Below are 4,272 nucleotides of genomic sequence, written 5' to 3'. Positions count from 1 at the left end.
TGGCTAGCATCTAGGACCCATAAACATCATACCAAGGAGCCTTTTTGTTTCTCAACTCTCGTATTTCTTCATTATAGGAATGCTGCCCGTTACTTTAATCGAAAAGAGGAACTGTCGCGTAGCAAACCCCTCCACTATCGTAATTCTTTAGCTTAATGTTGTACTTAATCGGACACACTGTAAGCCAACACGTAAGATTCGTTACTCGTCATAAATATATATTCTTCATATCCAAACTCACTTGATAGAACTGGTCCATATATCTTGCGATAAACTCCAAAGGATTGGTCTCCAAAAAAATCCTCAATTAATACTAAAAATCGTTCTACACAAGGTTCCTGAAACTTAATAGGTATCTCTGGCATATCATATTCTTCACATACCTCAAAAAACCATGATAACAGTACCTTTCTTATTTCATAGCACCAATCTGCTAAATATTCTAAATTCGATGGCTCATTTAACTTGTTACCGTCAAACCAAATAAATTCAAAAGTATATTTATGATTAGGTCTTAAATTTAAGAAAGCCATAGCTTCTAAATAACCATTCATCTTAATTATTTTTTCATTTACTTTCATTTACTCCCCCCTCATTACCCACTCTATGTTACCATTATATGGGTAATGGGAGTAGTTGCAATACTAAAGAAACTTACCCGTTAGCCAAGCATGCAGCGCAAAACCAGCGCAGCACCACAGATGATGAAAATGGTTAGAATCTGTCCATACTGCTACTATGCATTATATTGTCTTATTAACACTTTTTGTTCAAATGATTTTTGCATTTATTCTACGTTAAAGCTTTTGGCCCATTCAGCAACCCTTCGACTACTTTCTTCTTCTGACAAATCCTCAATCCTAGTCATAATAGACCATCTTACTCCAAAAGGATCCAATATACTTCCGAATCGATCACCTGAAACAAAGTTTGCAACCGGTTCCCTTACTTTTGCTCCTCTTGCTACCGCATTTTCAAATACCTGATCAACATTAATTACGTAAATTCCTAAAGAATAACACGCATTGTCTTCATCTGGCGGCAAAACTAGTTTATATGCCGGATTCGCTGCTCCCAGCTGCAAAAAACCATTTCCAAAATCTAATTCCGCATGAACTATAATTTTATTACCATTTCCATCAGGATATTCAGTAATATCCTTAACCCTTGCATTGAAAACAGTTTTATAGAACTCTATTGCTTCAGAAGGGTTCTTCACTGTTATAAACGGGGTAATAGATGTACAGCCGTTGGGTGTTCCATTCTTTGTATATTTACCTGACACTCCCAAATATTTTATACTTTCAGTCACTTTTACTCCTCCTTTAAATGATCATAACCTATCAATTTTATGCTTATACTTTCATTGGATTGAATCCATCATCTCATAGAAATATTTGGATTCATGAGTCTTATTAAGACTATACCAAGCCTCTAACGTCTTTGAAGAAAACACACCCAGAGCTTTCAAAACGTGTACAGTAAATTCCAACGGAGCTATTCCAGATGCAGTGATCAGTTTTCCATCAGTTACAGCAGACTCCATTTTGTAGTACTTTTCGCCCGTGTAAGTGGGACAGATCATTTTAAGGTAGGCCAGATCATTACTTGTATGCCAACGTGAATTCAACAGTCCTGTCTGAGCAAGTGCAATTGTAGCACCACAAATCGCTGCTACCAATATACCTTCCTTTAAACACCTCTGGGCGATTTTTAGGATGGGTTGGTGAATAGTTTCTGTCCATGTTTCTCCACCGGGTAAAATCAATGCATCTGTGCTTTCAATTCTACACTCATCCAGTTTGATGTCTGGAAGTATTTTCAATCCGCCCATTGTAGTTACAGGAGTCTTTTCAATCCCCACGGTAACTATTTTTGATGGGGCCAGCCCCTTTTTATAATATCTTCCCGAGTTCAGTTCGGCAGTTAAGTAACCTATTTCCCAGTCTGCCATTGTGTCAAACACATAAAGATATACCGTATTATTCATTTGCAAGTTCTCCTTATTTTACAATTCATCAAGTGATACCAACCATCCATCGGTAATCATTTGTTATCATCATTATAAAATAGCTTCACTGACATCTGCTGTCAGTGAAGCTATTAACATTGATAAAATTCCATTAACTCCGACGTAATAGCAACAAGTTTTTCCTTCAAACTCTGTGGTTCGATTACTTGAATGGATTTCCCGTAGGACAGAAGAAAATAAGGGACATATAAATGAATTGATTTTTCCTCAAGTAAAAAGATTGCTTGATTTGCTGTCCGCTCTTTCAAATGATGCCCCAAAAACCAATGCAGACATAAGTCATCCAATGCCTCTGACCTGCCTCCAATAATTAAAGGAATTAACCGGTCCTTGCCTACTAAATCAGGCAACAGATTTTGCATAAAAAATTCACGAGCCGAAAAATCTTCAGAACGCTTAAATAGCATTGGAGTACGCTTGATTTGTAGAATCCGGTCTGCCCGAAAGCTACGGATCTCATTCCTAAGGTGGCAAAATGCAACAGTATACCATTTATTGTTCCAGTAAACCATTCCATAGGGGTCTATCACCCTATTCTTAGGTTGTTCTTCACGTCTTGTGCGATAATCAATTTCTACAGAGAATTCGTTTGCTACAGCCTGCTCCAATTCCGCCAGTATCGGCAGAACAGAAGGGTCTCCCATGCGGTTTATCACTTCAAATCCGGCTAAATGACGGCTAAGTATACTTTCCTGCTCCTGATTCGAATACATTTTCAATTTCGATGTCGCATTGCCTAATGCCTCACTCAAAGGGTATCCGGCTTCTTTTGCAAAAACAGCTGCATGAAGGAGTGCCTTCTTTTCTTCAATATCAAATAGCAGAGGTGCTCTGATAAAATTATTAAGCAAGCTATACCCGCCATTATGACCTGTATCGGATATTATAGGCACTCCACTGGCACATAGTGCATCTATATACCGATAAACTGTCCTTATATTTATTTCTAACTTTTCGGATATTTGTTTTGCAGTCATTTTTACACCGGAATTCAGCATCCATAAAATTGCCAACATATTATCGTTTTTTGGCATAACATGTACCCTCATCTATTTTAATTTATTAAACATCTTTTTATCTTATCAAGGATAACAATAAATTATTAGCTTTGCGAATCGCATGCATCCTTATTGATCAATCTTTCAGCCTATCCATCCTAACGCAACATTCAACGTGACTCGTCTGCCCTATCTTTTCAACTTCCTTGAGCAGCACTGTCACATCTGTTTTTGTACCATCAATTTATGCGATCAGTGATTTTATCTAAAGCTTGTTTCAAGGGCAATTTAGTTGATAATCGTTAGACAAACATCTAATCGACAATCGGACTATGTTCTTGTCCCTCGACACCAATTCATATTCTGGTTCAACTAACCTCCCGTTACTTCAATGAAAAAGAGAAGCTGTGTTGATGCAAGCTCCTCCACTCTCGTTTTCCGTAAGTTCAAAATCATCTAATTTCTATAACAAAAACCGACGATGTGTCACCATTCGAATATTTACCATCTTCGGTTGTCCAGAATGCTGAAATGCCGTAGTAATAAATACCTTTTTCTTTTGGGGCATTAAAAGAGCCATTTTTCAAAGGAATTTGTATCGTTTTATCATCACTAAATTGCTGAATATTCAACCCATTAGGTGCTGGTTTATAAGTAAATGAAACTGTAATTTCTGCTTCTGGAGTTACAGCAGTAGGAGTAACCCCTTTTAACATTGTTTTTCCTCCTACATAATCTGCACATCCTAAATTGCCCCAACAATAACTACTTTGGATAACTGGAATTTGTATTTGCCCCGAAGTAACACTAGGAAGAGGTGGAGATTTTTTTATAATTCCAATGCCAACGCTTCTAGCATATTCTTCAAATCTTGTATTCGCTACAAGGTTTCCCGCAAAAGGAGTTAAATAAATGAATGCGACCACTAAAGTTAGAAATCCCATAAAAGCTATAATAAATGTTTTTTTATGACGCATTCCAAGTCCCCCATAAACCTAACTACTAATATAGACGTGAAAATGCCGTAATAGTTACATCACCTCAAATGGATTAAACTACTCCGCCCATTACTTCAAAAAACAGGGATTCTCTGAGTTCGATGTAGCTGGAGGATGCACAGCAACGTTCTAAAATAACTCTTAATGATGACCTCATTCGCACTAAACTCCCTCTATGGAGAATCACTTTTCTCTTAAATGCTCATGTTTTCTTAGAATTTGAATGTTTTACTTATTTAACAGA

The 4,272-nt window shown here is 37.2% G+C and carries 5 protein-coding genes; all 5 read right to left on the bottom strand.

Annotated elements, in window-relative coordinates:
• Positions 1-164 precede the first annotated feature (164 nt).
• The 5 genes from BK127_RS41625 to BK127_RS42860 all read right to left on the bottom strand — a co-directional run bounded on the left by BK127_RS41625 (position 165) and on the right by BK127_RS42860 (position 4,007).
• Positions 165-581, bottom strand: a complete 417-nt coding sequence (locus BK127_RS41625) for a hypothetical protein (RefSeq protein ID WP_076238500.1) — start codon at positions 579-581, stop codon at positions 165-167.
• A gap of 206 nt (positions 582-787) precedes the next feature.
• Positions 788-1,312 (bottom strand): VOC family protein, encoded by a 525-nt coding sequence (locus BK127_RS41620; protein ID WP_076238499.1) that lies wholly within the window; start codon positions 1,310-1,312, stop codon positions 788-790.
• Between the two features lie 51 nt (positions 1,313-1,363).
• A complete protein-coding gene (locus tag BK127_RS41615; RefSeq protein WP_076238498.1) occupies positions 1,364-1,990 on the bottom strand; it encodes a type 1 glutamine amidotransferase family protein in 627 nt (208 codons plus the stop codon).
• Positions 1,991-2,103: 113 nt separating this feature from the next.
• Complete coding sequence (locus tag BK127_RS41610; RefSeq protein WP_076238497.1) at positions 2,104-3,066, bottom strand: helix-turn-helix transcriptional regulator; 963 nt, start codon at positions 3,064-3,066, stop codon at positions 2,104-2,106.
• A 416-nt stretch (positions 3,067-3,482) separates the two neighbouring features.
• The gene (locus BK127_RS42860; RefSeq protein WP_083689989.1) at positions 3,483-4,007 is read right to left on the bottom strand and encodes a hypothetical protein; all 525 of its coding nucleotides are present in this window, start codon (positions 4,005-4,007) and stop codon (positions 3,483-3,485) included.
• Positions 4,008-4,272 lie beyond the last annotated feature (265 nt).

The organism is Paenibacillus sp. FSL H7-0331 (assembly GCF_001956045.1).
Note: the sequence above shows the minus strand (reverse complement) of the source record. Positions and strands in the feature narration are given on the sequence as shown.